The organism is Ureaplasma zalophigenitalium (genome assembly GCF_025780055.1).
GTDB lineage: Bacteria > Bacillota_I > Bacilli_A > Mycoplasmatales > Mycoplasmoidaceae > Ureaplasma > Ureaplasma zalophigenitalium.
Genome location: NZ_JAOXHJ010000002.1, coordinates 1 through 22632 on the forward strand (window position 1 = coordinate 1; position 22632 = coordinate 22632).

At 29.3% G+C, this 22632-nt stretch carries 14 protein-coding genes; 2 read left to right on the plus strand and 12 right to left on the minus strand.

Annotated elements, in window-relative coordinates:
* Positions 1-1294 precede the first annotated feature (1294 nt).
* The 6 genes from OF365_RS01075 to OF365_RS01100 all read right to left on the minus strand — a co-directional run bounded on the left by OF365_RS01075 (position 1295) and on the right by OF365_RS01100 (position 11193).
* Positions 1295-1483, minus strand: coding sequence for a hypothetical protein (locus OF365_RS01075; RefSeq protein WP_263817763.1), 189 nt, complete (start codon positions 1481-1483; stop codon positions 1295-1297).
* Between the two features lie 164 nt (positions 1484-1647).
* Positions 1648-4062, minus strand: coding sequence for a Vmc-like lipoprotein signal peptide domain-containing protein (locus tag OF365_RS01080; protein WP_263817764.1), 2415 nt, complete (start codon positions 4060-4062; stop codon positions 1648-1650).
* A gap of 93 nt (positions 4063-4155) precedes the next feature.
* Entirely contained in the window at positions 4156-5196 is a 1041-nt protein-coding gene (locus OF365_RS01085) for an aromatic motif membrane protein (RefSeq protein WP_263817765.1), read from the minus strand.
* Positions 5197-5215: 19 nt separating this feature from the next.
* The gene (locus OF365_RS01090; RefSeq protein ID WP_263817766.1) at positions 5216-7714 is read right to left on the minus strand and encodes an aromatic motif membrane protein; all 2499 of its coding nucleotides are present in this window, start codon (positions 7712-7714) and stop codon (positions 5216-5218) included.
* A complete protein-coding gene (locus tag OF365_RS01095) occupies positions 7698-8549 on the minus strand; it encodes an ABC transporter ATP-binding protein (protein ID WP_263817767.1) in 852 nt (283 codons plus the stop codon). The genes OF365_RS01090 and OF365_RS01095 overlap by 17 nt, the downstream gene beginning before the upstream one ends.
* Positions 8550-8598: 49 nt before the next feature.
* Positions 8599-11193 carry a hypothetical protein gene (locus OF365_RS01100; RefSeq protein ID WP_263817768.1) on the minus strand — a complete coding sequence of 865 codons (2595 nt, stop codon included), beginning with the start codon at positions 11191-11193 and terminating at the stop codon, positions 8599-8601.
* 322 nt (positions 11194-11515) lie between these two features.
* Here OF365_RS01100 and OF365_RS01105 point away from each other — a divergent pair, with 322 nt between their 5' ends.
* Positions 11516-15322 (plus strand): MnuA family membrane nuclease, encoded by a 3807-nt coding sequence (locus OF365_RS01105; protein ID WP_263817769.1) that lies wholly within the window; start codon positions 11516-11518, stop codon positions 15320-15322.
* Between the two features lie 30 nt (positions 15323-15352).
* Here OF365_RS01105 and ruvB read toward each other — a convergent pair whose 3' ends face one another.
* The 6 genes from ruvB to lepA are packed head-to-tail and all read right to left on the minus strand — an operon-like array spanning position 15353 to position 21748.
* Entirely contained in the window at positions 15353-16291 is a 939-nt protein-coding gene (gene ruvB, locus OF365_RS01110) for a Holliday junction branch migration DNA helicase RuvB (protein ID WP_263817770.1), read from the minus strand.
* Positions 16281-16883, minus strand: a complete 603-nt coding sequence (ruvA, locus tag OF365_RS01115; RefSeq protein ID WP_263817771.1) for a Holliday junction branch migration protein RuvA — start codon at positions 16881-16883, stop codon at positions 16281-16283. Before ruvA ends, ruvB begins: the two co-directional genes overlap by 11 nt.
* 42 nt (positions 16884-16925) lie before the next feature.
* The gene (locus OF365_RS01120; protein ID WP_263817772.1) at positions 16926-18074 is read right to left on the minus strand and encodes a lysylphosphatidylglycerol synthase transmembrane domain-containing protein; all 1149 of its coding nucleotides are present in this window, start codon (positions 18072-18074) and stop codon (positions 16926-16928) included.
* Complete coding sequence (locus OF365_RS01125; protein ID WP_263817773.1) at positions 18067-18549, minus strand: hypothetical protein; 483 nt, start codon at positions 18547-18549, stop codon at positions 18067-18069. The genes OF365_RS01120 and OF365_RS01125 overlap by 8 nt, the downstream gene beginning before the upstream one ends.
* A gap of 2 nt (positions 18550-18551) precedes the next feature.
* Positions 18552-19949, minus strand: a complete 1398-nt coding sequence (locus OF365_RS01130; protein ID WP_263817774.1) for an MFS transporter — start codon at positions 19947-19949, stop codon at positions 18552-18554.
* Positions 19949-21748, minus strand: a complete 1800-nt coding sequence (lepA, locus tag OF365_RS01135) for a translation elongation factor 4 (RefSeq protein WP_263817775.1) — start codon at positions 21746-21748, stop codon at positions 19949-19951. The genes OF365_RS01130 and lepA overlap by 1 nt, the downstream gene beginning before the upstream one ends.
* A gap of 84 nt (positions 21749-21832) precedes the next feature.
* Between lepA and OF365_RS01140 the strand changes: the two genes are divergently transcribed.
* Complete coding sequence (locus tag OF365_RS01140) at positions 21833-22597, plus strand: hypothetical protein (RefSeq protein ID WP_263817776.1); 765 nt, start codon at positions 21833-21835, stop codon at positions 22595-22597.
* Positions 22598-22632 lie beyond the last annotated feature (35 nt).

Genomic DNA, 22632 nt, shown 5'->3' on the forward strand with positions numbered 1-22632 from the left:
CTTGCAACGCTTCTGCATATGCATGGTGTTTTGATCATCTTCATTGCGTTGCAGCGATTACAGTAGCTGCAGAAAAAATGGTCCCTATGATCGCGCTGGATATGGCGATTTTTTTCTTTTTGGATAAGAAATTTTTTTTCATGTTTTCCTCCTATATCTTATGACTATTCTATTATTTTTTATTAATAAAATCATAAAAATATGGAGTTATTCAAGTTTTTTATAAATAAATTATAACTTAAGATAATGTTTCGTGTATGTTTTATAAAACGCCAACCTTCTTTGTGCATTCATAGCAAAATTTCTTCCTTACCATATAAAAAATCATTTGGTATAACTACTGATGCAGATACTCGTAATAAATAATTCAACATGTTGCCATTATGAACCCAATTTTCTAAAGTTCTTACATTTGCTTTACTAATCTTATATTGACCTTTAGGTGTTATAAAATTCAATTTACTAAATGCTCGCATTAAACTAACTTCTTCGTAAAATACTCTAATAACGTGTCTAAGAGTTTTTTTAAAACGTTAGAGAATTTGTCGATTAACTTATGTTTTGTTTGTTAAAACGTCTATTTTTATATTTTTGAATAATTGTCTTTTTTTCGTTTTACGAATAATCAATTTTTGTACTTTTCTAAATTCGATTGATATTTTGTTTTAGTTTAATATCTTCTCAAACCATAGTTCATAACTTAACTACTTAGACTTAGACTTATATATTTACAATCAAGCTATTTAAATAGGACCGGAACTTTTATCTGGGTATTGCGCCGTTTAACTGAACCTAATCACTAATCTTTTTAGATTAATAGTTTTGAACCTTTTATTACAATCTTTTCCTTAATACTGTCGATATAAAGATTTTGTTATATAACTGATTCATAAAATGATTCGTATCCTTAACTTCATGTTCTTTTAGTGTATTCAATAACTCCTTGTTCCTCGCGATCGTTTCATAAACTGTTTTACTTAAATTAAAATACAGTTTTGCTGGTCGTCCTAAACCTCGCGGTGCGATATAAGTTATTTGCTGTTCTTTTAATAGCTTGCATCCTTTTTGAATAGTTCTTTGATCCGCAATTAAATCCACAACTAAAACAGTTTGTTTGTAAACAAAGAAACATTCATCATTATTTTCTTAAAAATTACGATTCTTTGATAAAAGTGGTTGACTTTTATATAACTGTATAACCAATGGGTCAGCTGTGGAATTTTACTTACAACTAATACGTTATAAACAAAGTCTGGTAGTTGTACGAAACCGTTCCCTTTTATTCCGCAAAGGATTAAATATTTAGAACTACTAAATTTTTAATTTCTCCTTCTAACCGTCACCAGAAAATATCAGTAAATTGTTTTTGGTTTTTTGAGCAATGGTGTTCATCTACTCATCCGCTAGTATTATCTGTTCTTCAATCACTGATGGCTCAACCTTGAATTGAATGTCTAAAAGTTTGTTTTTTAAATCTGCTCATAATTTTTAAAGCGATGAAAAAAGGAGTAAGCCGTTTGGCTTACCCCCATTTTTCCTGCACTTCCAAATATATTAATAAAACAGGAAATACCTAGATTTTCCTGTTTTTAAAATAAATTCAATTTTCAAATACTTAGTTTTAGTTTGATATCAAAGTTAGAAAATTTAGGCTTTTTTTGTTAGTTCTAGTTTAGTGTTTAAATCTAGGTCGGTGAATTCGGCATTTCCATCATTAACATCGCTTTTTATAGAAATGCTGGTAATAAATAATTCTGGATTTTCATTTATATCCTTAGCATTTATGTCAAAAGAACATTGACTATTATTCTTGTCGATTGTTATGTATTGTTGTGTAATTACTTGTTTAAAATTATTATCTTTCGTTTTATATTTTGCAAAGATTTTAAATTGGATAGGGAAATTAAATGATTCATCTAAATCAACATAGTCATTTTTATATAGTTTTTTTAATGCTTCTAGATTAATGTTCAGGTTTGTTAACGTAATCGTTAGTTTTTGTTTATCTACACTTAATGAATAAGTAGCCTTTTTAAAGTCATTACCTAAAACTTGTTCTGCAGACACCATTTCTTGTACTATTTCTTCATCTTGTTCAGTTTCCTCTTCTTCTTGTTTTTGTTGATCTTTCTGTGGTTTTTTTTCAGGTTGTTCTTCTGGTTTTGGAGCATCCTCAAAATCTAAATGTTGGTGGGCTAACATTTGTCTATAATCGTTGATAGTTGTTATAATTCAATCCGGAGACACTGTAAAGTTAACGTCTTTAATTTCTTGTTTCATTAGAGCGTCACTATAGAATTTGACAGCTTTAATTTTATAAAACATATCCTGAGTAATTAGGTTAGTCTGAATATTATTGTAAGATCTTTTTCCTTTAAATTCTAAAAAGAATCTACCCGCAAAATCAATTTGCGCTGGTTCAGATTTAATTATTGGCTTATTGGTTTTATACCCATCTAAATCATACTCTTGAATTTCAAAAACTACAAATGTACCTTCTTTAACTTTTGTTAATTTTTTATTGTTAGCATCTAAAAGGTGTACTCATAAATTAAAGCTATGAGTTTTAGTAGTATCATTTAAATCATTATTTAGTACGTTGCCATCATATAAAGGTTGTATAAATAAGGAAGTAAAACGAGTTCCATAATGACCGTCTAAATCGTTTGTATGAATAGTTCCCATTTTATTTAATGGCAATGAAGGTAGACGATTATAATCGAACCATTGGTAATCAGATGTTGTATAAGCTAACTCAAATTGTACCTTTGCATTTTTGTCTTTTAATTGTACTGGAGAATAAAAAGGTGCTTCATCAATAGTGGCTGTATTAATTTGTATTTTATTATCGCCTGTCACTTCTATGCTTTTAATATAACATTTTTCAGGTGAAGTTTTTAAAGGCAGACCATCTACTGTAACAAAAACAACTTTTAAGAATCCATCTTCGTATTTAACACTTGATGATTCTATTTCATCAGGATCATAAACAGTAGAATTCACATTACTCTTGTTAGTTGTTGCCAAGACTTTTATTGTTTTGTTCAGCAATACTTGTGGATTGTCAACTCTTAATTTTAATTCATATCTTCTTTCACCCAAAGAAGTCAGATGAGCATTTTGTTCATCTAAGTACACATTAGTTTGTTGACTATTTTTGTCAATAGAATTTTTTGAAACCTTAATTGCTTTCATGCCGGGAGTCATCACCGTTTCGAATGCACTAGTTTCTTGGTTATTGTACAATTCAACTTTTACTAAGGTATATTTTTTGTTGTTATCTAAACCAATAAATGAAGCCATAACAGTCGAACGTTCGATTTCTTTTTTCTCACTAGCTATTAAATTACCAACAAGTTGGTTTTGTTCATTTACTTCTTGTAAATAAGCAACTACTTTGGCCCCACTTCTTCGTGTTATTCCTAAATGAAGCCCATAATACTGTTTCTTCTCTTTTTGTCCAACAAACACTAATCCATTGGTTATATCTACATAAGAAATTTTGGTCTGTGCTAAGAATTTATTATCCATTTTGTCATTTGGATTACCCAATACAAAAAGTTTAGATAATTCTACAGACGCAGAAGGATTAGGAGATGATGGATTTTTTTGATTATTATTTTCATTTTTTTGATTATTATTTTCAGATGGATGTTTTTGAGATTGGTTATCTTGTTGAATATGGTTATGTTCAGCGTGATTATGCATAAATTGTTCTTCGTCTAAAACAATTGTAAAAATGTCTGAAGTTTGATTATCTTTTACTAATTTATAACTAACTGTAACATTATTATTTGCTTTTTCAGCTCTCACAAATTCAACCTGTACACCCGTGTTAATATTTTCTAAAATAAACATCTCTTTAGTTAAAACACTAGGAACATCTGCTAGTTTAGTTTGTTTACTATTTTTATAGCTAATATTTGTTTTTTGGTTTATAGCAGTTCAGTCAATTGCATCATCTTTTTTTGTGTAGCAACTAGCTGCAATCGATGCTATTGAGGTAATCATTGCTAGTGAACTAAGACTAGCAATCAAAAATCGTTTATTACTCTTTTTCATTTTTTTCCTCTTTTTACTTTCTACTTATTTATATATTAATATTTTTAAATTATTACAATTCTAGGATTTAATTATTTTTTTACTAAATATTTATTATGCATTATTTTTATTAACCTTTGAGTCAAGAATTTCAACAACTAAATAGTCGATAGGTTCACCACCATAAAAATCGTTCAGATTATTAATATGCAATTCTGAGTATTTAGCAATTAACTTAGTCCCCGATTCACTTCCTCGTTTAGCATCCATGTATTTTGCTAAGCTAAACTTTTTTAATAACTGTTTCTTAAAGCTTTTTAACTTAGGTAAGGTTGTTAAACGTTCATACAAGGTAATTGAACGTAATCCATGTTGCTTACCTTGTTCATCCAATGCTTGTGTTGTCGAAATTCGCATTCAATAACCATCTTTGTTTAATAAATAATATTCAACCTCAGTAATCGTTATTGGAATTTCTTTTTTACTAATAGGGTCAATGACGCTTTCTTTAGTTGAAGCTAAATCATTATTATTAATAATTTTTACTAATTCAACAAATTGGTTATTTTTTGCCCGATAAAATTTCTCGTTTAATGTATTATCACTAATTAAATCAGATAAACTTTGTTTAATCAAAACCGTTGGATCATCACTTTTTTCGGGATTTAAAACATATACAAAGTTAGATATGTTAAATAAAAATCATAACCAGTTATTAGTAAACGGTCCATATGTAGCTAGGTTTCTTTGGCGTTTCGCCATATATGGTGTATATTCATTAAAAGGATTAAAACCTTTCGAATCATTTTCATTGTTTAAAGGATTGGCATAAGCATAAGCATCACGTAACTCTGTTAAATAACCATTGTCGATGGCTTTTTGTTGTTTAATAAATGCTAAACGTTCTTTTTCGTTAGGAAATATATCCTTTAACATTAAACTTATGGGCGTATTTTTGAGAAATAATTCTCATTCATCAGACTGAGTCTCGTTTTGGATTTCGAATTTTTTTAATTTCAAATTAGAATTAATTGCTGTTGCTTGATCGTTTTTACAACTAGCCACTACACTGACAATAGAAGTTAAGGATATAACACTTCCTAAAGTACTTAATGATAAAATTCATCATTTTTTATTTTTTTGGATTTTTTGCATTTTATATACCTAATATAAATTAACCCTTTCATACCATTAACATTTTGGCTGGTAGACCATATTGCTTAACTAATTTTTTTTCAAAAATATCGTAATGTCGTTGATCACCGTGTATGTAAGATAAATGGAAATTATTTGTTAGTGTTGAAATCGAAATACTTAATTTCGACGACTTAAACGTTAATGAATATGGATAAAGTTTAATTCCCACTTTGTCATTTTCTTTGTTTTTAGTGTAGATATTAAATCAGAATAATGAATTGTTTTTCTTTAACATTAATTCTCGACTCAAAGTATTACTGTTATGTGCTTTGGAAACATCGGTTTCTTTTAACTCTTCAAAGATATTATCACCAAATCTAAAAGGTTTATATGGTTCAGTTAAAGATAAAGTAGTTAAATATTCCTGACTATGATGTGAACCAGTATCCGTGTTAGTTGGCAATTTAAACCAATCGATGAATATGAATTCAAATTTATCTAAATGCGTGAAGACAAAATATCAATTTTTAGATAATAATTGAGAATATGCATCGGCTCGAGCATCAAAAATTGTTTTATCTGAAACTTGGGCAGTTTTGTCGAATTTCTTGTGATATTCACTAGCAAATTGTTTTAGTTGACTAATCAATTGGGCTTGGTATTTGGGATCATTTTGCTCATTTACATAGTCGTTAATTAGTACTGAATCGAAATTATAAATTTCATTTAACAAACTCTTAATGATTTCATTAGAAATTCTTTGTTCAACCGATTCATTTTTTGAAACTACATCTAATTCATGATCGTTATATTTTTCAAGGAATTCTGGTATTTTAGATTCTTTTTTGGAAATTATTGTTTTTTCTTTTCCTTCAATTGTATTTAAAAAAACATCTGCTTTAACCGAACGTAATGAATAGATTTTAAATGGAATTGTTTTTTGTAATTCTTGCGCCACTTGGTGGTTATACTTTAACATTCGGGGTTTTAAATTGAAATAGTAATTTGATTGGTCAAATTCTTTTAATAAATTTTGATATTCAATCTTTTTATGTTTTGCTATTTTGGCTAGATTATTTGGATTAAGATTAGATTCAATTTCCTGGTAAATATCAGCGATTTCGGCCTGGAATTCCTGATCAATAGCTGCCTTGGTTTTTTCTTCAAAAATATTAGCAAATTTTACTAATTCATCTTTTTTGATTTCGTGATCAAAAACAAATAAATCTCAATCTAATCTTCCATAAAATAATTCCTGTTCATCTTTGAGTTTTGTGAGACGTAAAATTTTATTATGATCATAAACTAAATAATAAACCGATTTCTCTTGATAGAAATTGTCTTTTGATTGGGCTCATTTATATTCATAAATTTCATTAAATGATGTGTTGTTGATACTTATTACATTATTGTTTTCATTTCATATTTCAAACACACCGGTCACCTGGGTACCAGGACTGAATTTTTTAAATAATTCTGAGTTTGATAAATTTGTGTCATGAGTTAAATCAAACTTTAAAACAGCCTGATGTTTTGTGTTTTTCATTTGGAAAACTAAATCATTGATTGTAAACGCTTGATAATGCATTACTGATAAATATTTATTTAAAAATACTTTTTCGTTTTGATCATTAAAAGTATATAAATTACTAATTTCGTATCGTTTATTTTTTTCTAATGGCGTACTTGTTAAGTCTAATGACAATAAGTGATTATTTAATTGCATACGTTGCGGAATCACCTTATTTTGTTGATCTTTAAAATCAACATAAACATCATGATGAATCTGCTCTTGCTGCAAATCAACATACAAATTTAAATGATCGTTTTCGTAAATAAAAATTTTGTTAATTAATCGCTCATCGTTTTTTAAATTATAAACCCGACGGACCATATCGATTTTTTCAATATCCTTATCAATCCCAACAAAGTTATAGAAATGACCTTTGGGTAATTCGTTAATATTAAATGAGGCAATGTTTCGGTTATTGACTAATTGAACGGTTGATTTAATTTCTTTTTTATTTTTCACAAATAAATCTTGTTCACCATAGAAATAACGATACGAATCATGACCATACGGATTAAATAAGAATTCAAAATTATTAATATTTAGAAGGGTTCATAATCAATCAGTTGTCATACTACTAAATAACTGATCACGTGATCTAATTCGCGTTCTTTTATAACGTTTATTAAAGTTTAAATCACCTTTTTGTTCTTCATCATACCCTTTTGTACGATGTGGATTAAAAAATGATAAAGCTAATTTCAAGTCCTGAATATGTGAAGCACTAATTTGTTTTTGCGAAAAAGCATACTGCGCAGCCTGACTTGAATCCTGATTGAAAAAAGAATTAATTAAATTATCATACTGCGGAGATAGCAAAGTATTGTATTTTTGCAAATCAACTTTTTGATTATTCTTCTTTTTATGTTTAATACCCAGGCTTATTGATAAGGAAAGAATACTTGAAAGACCAATAATTGAACCCAAAACCAAAGGAATAATTATTTTTTTATTCTTGACCTTCATTGTTATTATTTTCCTTTTTTTCTTTTTCTAATTTAATAACTGATTCATAATAAATCTTTTCTAATTCATCATATTTTGGTCCAGTATAAATTAATTTCCCGCGATGAATTAGTGTTAGTGAATTCGCAAAAGACTCCATTTCTCGCAAAATATGAGAGCATAGGAAAACCGTTTTCTGGTTATCATTTAATTCTTTTAAAATCATAAATACTTCATGACGAGAGGACGGATCTAAATTAGCTGTTGGTTCATCCAAAATAATTAGTTCAGGATCATGAATTAAAGCTTGAATTAATAAAACTTTCTTTTTTTGACCAGATGAAAATGAGATTGGTTTTTTGTTTTCCAAATGACTGATTTCAAATTTTTGCAAATAATAACGAATTTTTTCTTTAGCCTCTTTTTTATTCACGCCCGATAAAATCGCTAGAGAATATAAGTATTCAAAAGTCGTTACTTCTTCAGGGAATAAAGCAATTTCGGGAACATACCCTAATTTAGCACGTGAAATCGGCAGACGATGATCAAATCCATCAATTAAAATTTCACCAGAATAATTTGTATAAGCATTGATGATGGTTTTAATTGTTGTTGTTTTTCCTGAACCGTTTTCACCAATAAACGCATGCATTTCGCCTTTTTTAACAACAAAATTTAAATCTGAAACCCCACGATCAGAGTTTTTGTAGATTTTCGTTAAATTTTTTACAACCAAAATATTGTTGTGGTCAAACTCATCTTTTGATGAACCAGTAGTTGGTTTTGATTTTGCTAATCCTAAAACATCATCATTTACTGGTGTTGTGTTCATTGAAGTCGTTAAATTATCATTCATTTTTATATACTCCTTCAGGGATTTTTATTTTTCTTATTAAGATCATGATTTATTTGTAATCCCTTCTTACATACCCAAAATATGTTCCAATAAGCAATAAAGCGGCCACTGAAATTCAAATCACACTATAAGCTGGTTTGACTACAACCTTGTTTTGTCTTTTAATTGAATAAACTTCATCGACGTTTTGGAATAAGAAATTATTAGATTTTGATAATTCATATCGGTGCACGATCGTTCTTAACCCCGAAGGTAATTCCTTACTGTGTTGAGTTAATAAATAAGATTCATAACCACCAATATAGTAAATATAACCATCTATATTGACTTGAATTTGTGATGGGGTATATTGTAGCGTTGGTGAGTCATTTTTTAAAATATAGTCTAATATATCAGAGTCTGGTTTATTAAAGTAAATTCAGTAAATTAAAGAAGTAATTAAATACACTTTCTTTTGCATTTGATTTTCTAATTCGCCTATATAATCGTTATTTAATAAAGGAGAGATAGACTCATTATCTTGTAGATTCAGGAATGATGTACTTTGGTGGTTTACACGGTTTTTATTACTTCATGAATTAATTAATTCAATTACGTTAATAAGATATCCGTTTCGATTCTTTTGATCTAATTGATTTAAATTATTTTTTAATTCCTCTGTAAATTGATTCTTGTCTAAATGAGCAATTTTTTGAGATATTTCGTTTGCGATAACATTTGTTGGCACTTGATTGTTTAGTGATTGCGCTAAAAAGATAACTAAATCATTAAGCGTTTCGTTTGCGAAGCTATATTTGTTGTGCAATAAAGCAATTAAAATACGAATTTGTTGAATGTAAATGTCCTTGTCAGTTGTCTCGTCTAATTTTATTTTACTCATCATTTTACGGAATTCATTAACACGAATAAGATTAAAGATTTCGTTATCTAAAATAAATTCAATGTTTTCTTTAATGTCATCCAACTCTTTAGTGTCATTAATTGCTTTTGCGTATTTTTTATTAGCAAGCACTAAGGATTCTAAATTATTTTCGTTCGCAACCGTCTTGGTTTTAGCAGCTTCTAGTTCATTTTTAGCACTGACAATACTTGGTTCTTTATTATATTTATCTTCATTTAAATTAAATTGTTCCAAGTATTTTGTTGCCTTTTTAATTTCGTTAACCACAGAAATTTTATTTTCCTTGTTAATTTTATCTAAATATACACTTAAGGCGTTAAACGTTTGATCTTTATCATTGTCATATCTTGTAATATAACTAATTAAAGTCATGATCTCTTGTTTAATTTCTAATGGATTCGCACTGCCTTTTTTATCTAAAGGAATGCTCTTTAAATATTGGTTATAGAATTCTTCAGCTTTCGCATTAAAGACTGCTGAATCCAAAGTATTCTTAACTACATTCCAAGAAATCTTCCCTACTAAATTGGCAGGATCTGCAAAAATGTTGTTATCTTCTTTGAATTCAACATTAATGTTATCAGCGTTCATTCTTGCATATATAATTTCACGATCTTTTAAAGAACCATTGTTATTTTCTGAGACAACTGAACGGTGTCTTAATAACCCTGGTACTAAATAATTTTGATGGATATTTTGGGCAATATCCATTCTGTCGCTTACCTTATACTTACGCAAGGCATTCTCGGTTGGTTTAATTTTGTATTGGTATTCTTCTGATGCTAATTCATTAGCATATAAATATTTTTTTAAATTATTTGGTTGTAAACGAACATTTAAACCGATTGGGTCATGATCTTGTTGATTAAACACATCCATAAATTGGTATGGAACTGATAGTCATGCAAGAGCTTGTCATGGTTTAGGTGCTTGTTGAGCAGCATCATTAATACTATTTAAAAAATCTTTCTGGCGTTTAGAAAATTCTGTATTTCGCTTCCCTTCTAGTTTCGGGATAATAAAAACTTCATCTTTATTATTATTTAGATAAAAAGTTTCCACATTTCCCAACGTTCCACTATGATAATTCGATTTTTCTAAATTTAAATATTCTGCCATTTTATTATTTGCAGGCGTAGATACTATTGAAGTAATTGATCCCACAACTGCAAGGGGAATAAAAGTAATGATAGGAGCAATAATTGCTACTTTTGATGAAGCTTTTAAAGCTATCACACTAGTCATAAAACCAAAAATTAAAAAACTAAAAAATGGACTAAAAAAGCCTGAAACATATCAATAATTAACATGGTTTTGATATGTAAAATTACTCAAATAAAATACAATAAAACAAATAAAAGTTACCAAACTTCAAATGGTTCCTAAAAAAACTAAAAAACCTATTTTTGTTAATATAATGTTTTTACGTGAGATGGACTTGGAAAAAACTAAAATATCAATTCCGTTCCGTGATAAATCTTTAAATATATTCAAAGATTTAATAACACTAAATATAACTGTTAATAATAAATTAATAAATATATACACGTACGAAATAATTAAAAATTGATTTAAATCATTTGCGACAAAACGCGCGATTAAAGTGAATGGAATCATAATTAAAAAAAGTATTAAAACAAAACATCATGTACTTACTTTTTTTAAAATTAAATGCCCTAAAAAGGACGAGTAGGAATAGCTTTTTTTAAAAGCTTCTGATATTCCTGTATGGAATTTTTTCAAGGTGTATAATCCTCCTATTTTTTGTAACTAGTTGATATTTTAATCATTTCCTCTAATGCTGATGTTGTTAAAGGTACTAGAAAAATCAAAAAAAGAAAAAAGAAGCAAACAAAATGGAACATTTTATTGTATTTTATTTTTAACTTGTAAAAGAAATGTTATAGATCAACAAATTATATCAGTTGTTTTCGTTTTTAAAATGCAAATTCACTTTGTTTTGCGATTGCTTTTTTGATTAATAAAATAATTTTCAAAAAAATTTAAATAGATAGTTTGCTTATGTTATATTATAGTTTTAGAGATTATATAGGATAGGAAATAAATGAAGCGTAGAAAAATCATAATCGGCGCAATTTCATCTTTGGTGCTAATATCAACAGTAGCATCAATTGGTTTTGCGTGTACAAATAAAGTAAAAGATGTTAAGTTAATTAATCAATTTAATAATTTGTTAAATGAAATGAAAAAGGATGAACAAGCAAGTGTGTTGTGTCAGAAAGCTCAAGCAGCATATGATCAACTCCAAAAAAGTCAAAACGATGTTCATCTTTTTAATTCGCAATTAAAGGAATTAATTGAAACAACCCAAACTGAATATCAACTTTTAAAACAAAAGAATCAACATTCAACAAATAATCCAGAGAGTCAAGATGCTAGTGACCATAACACTCAGGATTTAGCTTTTAAGGAAATAGAACAAGTTATTTACCAACAAAAGAATGAAGTTGAACTAATTAATTCTTATAGTGCACGAACATATGATCGTGTGTTATTAAGTTTGAATACAGAATTAAATGATTTTATTGCAAAACAAGATACCTTAATGCGTGCTGCTAATTACGATTTAGCCCAGGCTAAAAAAGTGCAAGCTAATTATGCTCAATTAGCAAAAGCTCAGTCGTCTTATTTGGAAACATATAAAAAAATCTTAGCTGTTTCAGATATGCAACAAGAATCAAATATTTATAATGTTTTAGAACAAGATCTATCAAGTTTAGATCCCGTTTTTAAAAACACTCAACAGTTGATGCAACAAACACTGCTAGAAATTAAGCAGCATAATGCGACCTTGCAATCTTCAGATGTCTTCTCATTAATATTATTAGGAAACATTAACGGGCAAATTAACGAAGAAACATATGATGATTGATCAGATCAAAAAATTTATTTGAAAAAACCAGGTTTCTTACGTTTATTAAACGAGGTTAATAAAATCAAGACTAAAAAAGGTTTTGCTAATACAGCTGTTTTATTAAACGGGACTAATTTAACAGGTGAAACACACTTAGCCGGAAATAATTTAAGTGATATTTCACAAGGTAAGTATGCTGCTTTAGCTTTATCATTTTTAAAACCACAAGCAAGTACTATTAATAATCGTGATCTATTATGATCTTATGATTTAGTTGCAAACAATCAAGCGATCAGTAATTTTAAAGAATATACAAAGGCGATGTTTGCAAATCCTTTGGAACCTAACTTTTTAAGTGTAAACTTAGTAGATAAAAATAATCAACATTTAACAAATGGAAGTAAGATTATAACTTTTAAAAATCATAAAATCGGAATCGTTGGTTCGTCATCAATCAATCTAAACCGTTCAAATAGTTATGATGTAATTAAAAATCTAAAAAGTGAAAGTTATTTTGATATTGCCCAAGCAATTGACAAAGAAATTACACAATTAAAAGCTAGTGGAGCTGAATTTATTGTTTGGATGACATCTAGTGAAAATAAACGTGGAAAAGGCAAACCAAGTGAGATAGATAAGATTGCTGAAAAAATTACACAACCAATTGATTTAGTTTATGGTTTAGAACACTCTCGAAACGCTGATACAATTAAGACTAAAAATCAGACAAATATCCCTTATGTTTACACTAAATATAATGATCAAATATTTGTAGTTGACCTAGATTTCACTAATCTTGATGCAAGCAAAAAACCACGACTAATTATCGATTCAAAAGGTCCTATGAATATATCAGCAGCTGGAAATTATAATAAATCCAAGAAAATGCGTGAAAATTTTATTTACGAAGATGACTTACTAAATCCACAAAAAAATTTAGATTATCATCATTCATTAACAGATTTTAGTGTAGCAATGAAACAGTTTTTAAGATCTGAATTAAAAACAATTGAAAATGAGGTTGTTTTTGAAAATCCAGAAGCTATAGATTTAGTTAAAAACCCTAAAGATGTAGCTGGTTTAAATAGTTATCTTGCCGATTTAATTCAAGACAATTACGTTAATCACCAGTTTAATTTTCAAGGGGAACACAAATTCCAATTCACCCCAAGATTATGTGATGGTGTTTTCTTAAATAGTGGAACTATCTATAAAAACATCCTAAACCAAAAATCTTTAACTAAAGGCGATATTTATCAAATGCTTTATTTTAGCAACCATTTAGTGAGTTTAGAAATTAGTGCAGCAAGTTTGTTAGAAAAAATCAACTTGTATCGTGCCGAAAACGATGCTTTTTCTTGATCTAACAAAATTCGTGTTGTCTTTGATGAGCAACAGCGTGCCACAAATATTTTAGTGCGAAACGAAAAGGGTGAATATGTTCTTAAAAATGCAAATGATATGTTAACTATTTTAATTCCGGATATCTTATTTACTGGTTTCATTTTCCCAAACGAAAAAAGAGATTCATTAGCTTTTATGAAAGCAAGCAAAAAATATTCGAAAAACGATGATGATAAAACTCCTATTCGAGAAATTGTTATTCGTTTATTAAAAAATGCTCAAACCATCAACCGTCTATATGATAATGATATCTTCGTTACCTTACAAACACGTGCTGTTTCAAAGAATTTTAATGTCAAGGATTTTTATTTACAAAAAATTAATGCTATCTTAAAGGATCAGGATATTACCTTGCAAACAAGCTCGAAATTAGAGTTAAAAACACAAATGCAGGCGATACTTACCGATTTACAATCCATTGATTCTAACACAACATTAACTGCTGAACAACTAGAGGCGAAATTAGTTACAGCTTTATGAACAATTAAGCAAATTAAAAAACAAAAAATAGTTGGAAAAAATGCACCCAAACTTAAAATTGGACATTGAAACATTTTACACCAAGATGGTACGAAAGAACCCAAGAACATTGCTATTGCTCAAATGATCCGTCAAATGGATTATGATGTTGTTGCTTTAACTGAAATCATGCCAATTAAAGTTGGCGAAAATGAAAATACATTGCCCGTTACAGCTATTATTAAGTATCTAAATACTTTTGATCCAAACACCCAATATGATTATGTACTTTCAGGCAATTTAGAAGGTTCTCAAAATGCAGCCTTAGCTACAGCTCAACACACTTCTACCGAACGTGTTGCAGTCATTTACAAAACTAAAAAAGTCCAACCAAAAGCTTTTGCAAATAAAAAGATTGGCCATATTTACTCAAATCCAATCCACTCTGGTTTCTTTACACCTAACAATTCTATCGACTTCTCACGGCCACCATATAGTGTTAAATTTAGCACTCTCGGTGATGTCGTTAATGATTTTACATTAGTTGTTGCTCATTTTGATTCACCTGGAGCTAAAAAAGCAAAAAACGAAGTAGTAGTAACAAAAGAATTGTTAAAATCAAAAGGTTATGATGTAAACAAATTCATCCCAGATCGTTGAGGCACAGGATCGCGAGAAGCAGATAACGCATATGATATGGTCGAAGTGATCAAAGAAATTCAAACAATCGATAACAATTTAGACGATGACTTCATCTTCATGGGTGATACAAACATTAAATTTAATCAAGAATGATGAGCTTTCAAAGAGTTTATTGCCTCTGGTTTCAATAATTTATTTGCCGATGATGAATTGCATAAATCAACCCTATCAAACAAGAATATGACATATGCTAACCCGTATGATAAAATCTTTGTTAAGACCGATTTAACAGCTACTAATCCCTATATTTACCCAATTTGGAATATTTTCAAAGACCAAATCCTACAACAAGATTGAATTAATTTAGCTTACCAAACTTATCCATATATTAGTTGAGGTTCGTTTGAAAACTATGAATTAATCCGTAGCATGGTCTCAGACCACTCACCTACTGTTTTTGAGTTATATTTAAATCCCAACGACAAAAAATAACAAAAATAAAAACGCGCGCAAAGCGTGTTTTTATTTTTGCAGCTGGTTGTTAATTAGAAAAGCACAACCTTTTGCGCTAATTTTTCGACCTTTTAGATTTTTAATAATATATTGGTTTTTTAATAAAAAAGGTTCGATTTTCGTTTCAATTGTTTGGGGATCTGTCATAAGGATTTGACTTAATGTTTTTAAACCCATTTCCTCTTCGTGTTTATAAAGCACTTGTAAATAATGCACATCTTCAATGCTTAAACCATCATCAAACATTTGCATCTTTTTTAAAATTTCATCCACTGAGGTTTGAGGATAAACAAATTGGTAGTCCATAACCCTTTTTAACAATCGAATGGCTAGACGTGGGATTCCTTTAACATAATTAGCCATTAGCATGCAATCCTCTATATTCAACAACGCATTCAACTTTTTAGCATTATGGTAAATAATAGCGCTCATTTCACCTTTATTATACTCACTTAAATAATATAAATGGCCAAAACGTTCTTCTAGGGGTTGAGGGATTTTACCAAAAGCTGTTGTGGCAGCAATTAGTGTAAAGGGTGGGATTTTCAAACGTGTTGTCTTTGTATTTAGATCTCTACCCAAATGCACGTCAATTGCAAAATCTTCCATAATTGAATACAAGGTTTCCAAAACAATACTTGGACATGAATGTATTTCATCGATAAAAACGATGTCGTTTTCTTTAATTAAAGATAACAAATTTAATATGTCTGTTGTTTTAATTAACAAATTTCCTTGGGTTAAATGGATTTGAACTCCTAATTCATTGGCAAGGGCATAAGCCAAACTTGTCTTACCTACCCCAGGATATCCATAAAATAAAATGTGGTCCATTGGTTTATTTTGTTGTAAGGAAGCTATAATCGCTGTTTTTAAATCATTCATTAATGATTCTTTACCAATGAAATCATTGAGTTTCTGTGGTCTTCAATTTATGCTATTGTTCATTTAATAAGCTAATTTCACGAATCGCTTGGGTTATTAATTCATCAATACTAGATGTTTCTAAATCAATCTTAGTTTTACTTAAGGCATAATCAATAGCTTGCTTATCATATCCAAGATTTTTGAGTCCATTAACTAATTCCTGAACAACTGATGGCTTTTTTGACAAATGATTTTGATTATCTAGTCGAGCTAAGTATTTATCCGCTAGTAAACTAATGGCTAAACTAGCTACTTTTTGATTAAAACCCCTCATACTAACAAGAGTATCCAGGTCCCGATTAGCCAATGCATTCATTACTATTTCATAATCTTGACGCAAAATCAATAACGCACTTTTTATGCCAATCCCGTTAACATTTAATAAATCCACGAATAAATTCCGTTCATAAAGGTTTTTAAACCCATATAATTCCTGTCGTCAAATGTTTTTATTATTGACTTGAATTAAATGTTGATAAATATAAATGCGGGCATATTTATTTATTTCTAAATTATAATCCTTAGGAGTTTTAATTAAATACCCAACGAACCCGTTTTCGCCTAATAAAAAACCGCTGTATGATTGGGTAATTTTTAAAATTATATAATTCATTTCTTCACCTCATTCAATTAAACGAGGGAAAAGATTTTTTTGCTAAAAAATAAACCGGAATAGTTTAGTTGATCCTCGCTTCAAGTGTCGATAGTATTGCACCATATGCATAGGGAAGTAAATTAGAAAAATTACTAAACCAATCATCGTCCCTATATACGCACTAAAAAAACGTCATAAAAAGACAATGATATCGATATTTTTTTGCTCTAAAGGACTGTGGTTTTCATATGCTTGCAATAAAGTTTTTAAAATAAATTGAATACCGCCTTCTGAGCCAGGGATGGGAACGAAATTAGTAGCGGTTACAGAAATATTAGTTATGTTATACCAGTTAAAAAAATGGTAAGCATTTCCTGCTGTTTTTGAGCTGCATAAAAAAACAATGTAAATGAGCGCGTACAGACAAAAATTATAAGTAAAACCAACAAATAAACCCATAAAGATTAGCCAGGATTCTTTGTAATAATAATGAACATACCAATAAAAATTGGTATTTAAATTCAAGGGTTTTTGTTTTTGGATTTTTAACAGCCGTTTAATAAACAAAACTAACCGGTGAAATGCGATATGAATTTTCTTGCTAAAAGCTAAAACAAAATATAAAGATGTTACAACGACATCTAATAATAATCCTGCCAGACTTAACCAATAGTAGTAAGGAAAGTTAAAATGGATATTTGTTTGTTTGCTTTGTAAATATTGATGAGTAATATAGAAAAAAGATGGTCAAGTAATCAGTACTTGTGCAACCTGCACAAACGTATTATTCACTAATCAAAAAGCGCTTGCTTGTTTTAAATTTTTAAAAATATATTTATTAATAAAATAGATCACATAAGGCTCTGATCCAATTGAAAAAGGGGTAATATTCGACAAGAAAATAATGATGAACCCCAAGCTTAAATAATGGTAAAAAGGGAGTTTTACTTTTAATTTTTGTGCCTGTCAACGCACGACGAGGACAAAGATGATGGCACGAAAAAAACAGAACATTAATAATAAACAAATATATAAACCAAAATAATCCTGTTCATTAGCCCACGTTTCTAAAGTCTTATGAAGTGTTTTAAAATCGATTTTTAAAACAAAACCAATGCTAAACCCCACCATAAAACAAGCAAACAAAAAGCTACAAGTAAAAAAAATAATGTTTTTCCGTGAAAAAACATTTTGTTTCGGATTATTCATGAAAATTAAAAGCGATTTGCATACTAATAAAATGTTGGTCTGGAACGATCAACATCATTTGTTCTTTGTCTGGATTCGCTTGTTTTAATTTTCTTAGATGTTGGTTAATTTGGTCTACAGGACCTAAGTCCACTTGGCACGATAAGAAATAATGACCGTTGATTTGTTCAATTAAAACATTTGTTGGTTGACTAATAATTTCATAAGTTTCTTCAGCATTTTTTTCTAAAGCAACTTTTCATTTCGTTTGCATCACCATTGCTGCACTTAATTGGTTATTATCTGGTTCTAATAAAGCTTTATTAATCACTAAAACGTAACGTTGATTAATTTTTTGAATACTTGTTTGTCTGGGATCAAATTGGTTCTTTTTATATGGACTACAAGCAGTGAGCACTCCTAAACCAATCACTCCAAAACAGCAAATTAGCGGTGCAGCTATTTTTTTGAATAAACTTTTTTTTGTTTTGTTCATCTTTATAACCCCTTTTTATATACATACTGGAACTGTGGACGTTTAAACTCAAATGCGTTTTTCTTTGTTAAATAATATCCACCTGACAAAAAGATGCCACTTAAAACCAGGGATGCAATCATGACTAAATTATAGTTTAAATTATGTGTAAAAAAATCATTATAACTATTCTTGTGGTCATTAAAACCAAATTTAACAAAGTTGGAAATAAAGCCAGCTAAGGTAATCCCAATGGATAAAATCGATTGGTAAATACCCATTGTAGTAATTTTTTTGTTATCTAAATGGTTTTTTAAAACCACTGAAATTAAACCATTATAAACTATTCCATAAGCTAAACCATTAATAAAATGCACACTTATAAAAGCAATAGGTGAAGTAATGAAAATAATAATTGTATGGTAAATAGCAAACAAAAATAAACCCATAAAAATAATTTTATGAATAGCTATTTTTTTTACTAAGTAATGTAATAAAAACATGCTAGCTACGAGTTGGAAAAAATTATGAATTAAAGATAAATATGATTTATAAAATAACGCATTTTCGTGTTGGTGTTCGTCTAGAATCATAATATGAATTGTGGCAATTGAACCACTATTAGAAAATTTAATCATTAAAATTAATAACCCACTTAGGGCAATTAACATAAAGCCTAAAAAGTTTAATTTTTTGGATTTATATTGCATATTGTGCTGGCGAATTAAACCAACTCCCCGCACCTCTTTAATGAAAAACCATAAAATAAAAGTAATTACAAAAAAGATTGTAGCAATAATTCAATATACCCGTACTGCATCAAAATTAATAACATGGTGGATTCGATCGTTTGATCAAACTGAAATCAATGATCGAATTGGTGTTGTAATAAAACTAGCTAATAACGGTGGAATCGATAATAATGCAACTGATAAAAATGTCCGATCTTTCACATATTGCTCTTTAAATAATAATTGATATGTTCCAATACAACTTGCAGCAATGCCGACACCAACACTTTGAATGATGTTACCAGTAGTGTTAACCTTAATCAAAATAGGGATAAAACTAATAATAACAGCGATTAAAGCAAACATTAAAAAGGCTTTACGGTAGCGTACGAGATAATATAAATAATCTGCAAAAATACGGATGAAAATTCCCACAAAACCATACGCGCACATAACTATTCACATTAAATGATAATCTTCTAGATGAACTTGCAAACGCGCATTTTGACTCCGCACTAACATAATTGGTGTCCATAAAGCTAAATAAAAAATAAAAGCAATAATAAAAGAGTTGTTGTTAATTTTACGTTTAACACGGTAAATAAAAATAATCGTAGCAGTTAAGACGATTATTAAAACGGAAATATTTACACTAAAACTAATAATATTTTGCTGGTCTTCAAAAAACATTACTTCTCACTCAAGATCTTCACAAAAGCATCCTGTGGTACTGAAACATTACCAATGGCTTTTAGTCGTTTCTTCCCTTCCTTTTGTTGTTCTAATAATTTTTTCTTACGACTGATGTCCCCACCATAACATTTAGCTAATACATTTTTACGCATAGCCTTAATTGTTTCTCGGGCAATGATTTTAGAACCAATCGAAGCTTGTACAGGAATTTCGAATTGGTGACGAGGAATGACATCTTTTAATCGTTCACAAATAACTTTGCCTTTTTCGTAAGCAAAATCCTTGTGGGTGATAATACTTAAAGCGTCGACTTTTACACCATTTAACATAATGTCGACTTTTACAAGTTTGCTTGTTGTATAGCCAATTAATTCGTAATCCATACTTGCATATCCACGTGTAACTGATTTTAATTGGTCAAAAAAAGAATACATGATCTCGGCTAAAGGCATTTCGTAAACACATTTTCGACGTGTATTATCGATGACTTGTAAATCTAAATAAATACCACGATTAGCCTGGCATAATTGCATAATTGAACCCACATATTCATTAGGACTAATAATATTTAAACGCACAAATGGTTCTTGAATCATTTTAATGTTTGTCACTTCAGGCATTTTCGATGGTGAGTCAATATAGATTTCCTCATCATTTGTTAAAGTGATTTTATATATAACCGACGGTGCAGTAAGAATTAATTCAATATTAAATTCTTGAGCAATCCGTTCCCGAATTACATCCATGTGTAATAATCCCAAAAAACCACAACGAATACCAAAACCTAAAGCTTTGGAAGTTTCATATTCATATATTAACGCAGCATCAGATAAGCTAATTTTTTCCATTGCTTCTTTAAAATCATCATACTGGGATGTGTCAACAGGATATAAACCACAAAAGACCATTGGTGAGATTTTTTTATAACCCTTTAAGGGTTCAGCTGCTGGTTTATCGACAGAAGTGATCGTGTCACCGACATTAATGTCCTTAACAGTTTTAATAGAAGCAGCTAGCCAACCAACTTCCCCTGCTACTAATTGATCTTTATTAACAATTTTGGGTGTTCGTACCCCCACCTCAGTAACAACATATTCTTTATTATTTGCCATCATACGAATTTTGTCATGTACTTTTAAAACGCCCTGTTTAATTCGCACCAAACAAACAACACCTTTATAAGCATCATAATAAGAGTCAAAAATTAAAGCCTGTAAGGGTTTTTCATCAAAACTATCTAAAGGAGCTGGTACATGTTGAATAATTGCTTCTAAAACATCTTCAATATTCAATCCAGTTTTAGCAGAAATTAAAGGAATATTTGTCGTGTCTAAACCAATCACATCTTCAATTTCTTTTTTTACTCGATCCACATCAGCTGAAGGCAAGTCGATCTTATTGATCGTAGGAATAATCTCTAGGTTATTTTCTAATGCTAGATATACATTACTTAAGGTTTGGGCTTGAATTCCTTGCGACGCGTCTACGACTAAAATCGCTCCTTCGCATGCAGCTAAAGAGCGAGATACTTCATAAGTAAAGTCAACATGACCAGGAGTATCAATTAAATGTAAAATATATTCTTGTTGATTCTTTGCTTGATATTTAATTTGCACGGCATTTAATTTAATTGTAATGCCTCGTTCTTTTTCGATGCTCATAGAATCAAGAATTTGATCTTTCATTTCTCGTTTGTCTAACGTATTGGTAATTTCGATAATCCGATCAGAAAGTGTGGACTTCCCATGATCAATATGTGCAATAATACTAAAATTTCGAATGTTTTTCTTGTTCATATAACCACTAGTCTAAATCTATATCTTTATATTTTATAACATTTATACGGTAAAATATACATATCATTAAAAATGGAGGTTATTATGAATTTTTGAAAAGTCCAAAAAGAACCATTAAATCAAAAGCAAACAAAATTAGTAGTCCGCGTTTTGGGTTTATCATTACTCCAAACATTAGTCTTTACAGCTTTATTAATCGGACTTGTATTTTTATTTCAATACGGTATTTTTTATTTTAATTTAACCATATTATTAATCACTTACGGTGGGATTGCCGGTATTAATTTACTAGGCTTGTTTATTATGTTTTTAATAAATCTATTTACCAATAAATTTCAATATAATTTCGCCTTTAACATTTTTTATACCATCTTTTTAACTCTAGGGTATAGTTTTTTATTAGCCTTGATGATTGGATATTTAAATTACTACACTTTCTTAATCATCCTTGCCTTAAGTTTATTAATTTATTCTGTCATGTTAATCGTTGGTTTTCTCATTTCGCGCAAAGGTGTTTTAGTACTACAATGAATTTCTACAGTTGCGATTATTGGAGGGTTAATTCTATTAGCAATTGGTTTTTTAGTTTATTTTCTAGGCTTTAATCAGTCTAATCATAGATCTGGCTGAAAGGTTATTGATTTAATAGTATCCATCGCTTTTTGCATTGGCATTACGCTTAGTTTAATTATCAATATTAGCCATGTAAAAATTACATGTCAAATCAATCCCGACAGTCAACACAAAGGGTTTATGTTACATTTAAGTAATACATTATACCGTGCTTATATCCAAGTAGTTTTCTGAATATTCGTTATTTTTATCAAAATCCGACGTTTCTTTCATTAATAAAAAAGCCAACACCACTTGGCTTTTTTCTTTTT